Annotated in this window: 1 protein-coding gene; it reads left to right on the top strand. The window is 66.4% G+C overall.

The window, feature by feature from the left end; genetic code table 11:
• Nucleotides 1-112: 112 nt before the first annotated feature.
• Nucleotides 113-394, top strand: coding sequence for a peptidoglycan-binding domain-containing protein (locus HLK59_RS50250; RefSeq protein WP_346780022.1), 282 nt, complete (start codon nt 113-115; stop codon nt 392-394).
• The last annotated feature ends 468 nt before the right edge of the window (nt 395-862 follow it).

Raw genomic sequence — 862 nt, 5'->3', positions numbered from 1 at the left:
CGTCACGCAGCGCGTGGCATGCGATGTGCCGGGGAGGCTGGTGGGCTGAAAGTTGTGAACGAGAGCCGGGCCCTGGGGTCCGAGGGGGGGGGCGGAGGAGGGGATTACGCGGGTGTTGGAGGAGTCCTCGGCCCCGGCCGAGGACTCCTCCAACACCCGCGAAAGCACACCCCCGGTCCTGCGCCGCGGCTCCCAGGGCGACGAGGTCGTCGAACTGGAACTCCGCCTCACCCAACTGAACCTCTACACCCGCAAAGCCAGCGGCCACTACAACGAGGGCGTCGAGGACGCGGTGTCCCGCTACCAGTGGGCCCGGGGCATCCAGACGGACGAATACGGCGTGTACGACCTGGAAACCCGCGAACTCCTGGAGTCGGAGACCCAGGAACCGTAAGCGGCTGAATACCTGCGGCGGCCTGTGACGGCTTCGGTGGGGGCGTGCGTCGCGCAGTGCGGTTGCGTCGTGGGTCGGTGCCGCACCGGGGGGTGTCCGTCCTCGGTCGGGCGGTACGGCCTGCTGGGGCGGCGAGGTTGGTCGGTCGCCCGACGCTGCGGGCGGACACCCCCCGGTACGTCCCCTGCTCACCGTTGCGCAAGCCCGGGTGATGCCCCGTCTGGGGTCCCAGGAGACAGCTCTACGACGATCCGCCCCCGTACCGGACAACCCACCCGAGGCCGACTCAGACAATCTCAGCTCGCCCGGCGCTTGAGAACACCCACCCGAGGCACCCCCGCCCCCTGTCTCTTATACCCCTCTTACCCTGCCAACCAATCCCATATGTTAACTACCGGTTGTCCCCGCACACTTACAAAAAAAATAAAACAAGAGTGTAACGACACCACGCAAAAACAAAGTAGACCA

This window comes from Streptomyces sp. S3(2020), from assembly GCF_013044505.1.
Taxonomy (GTDB): Bacteria; Actinomycetota; Actinomycetes; order Streptomycetales; family Streptomycetaceae; genus Streptomyces.
Note: the sequence above shows the minus strand (reverse complement) of the source record. Positions and strands in the feature narration are given on the sequence as shown.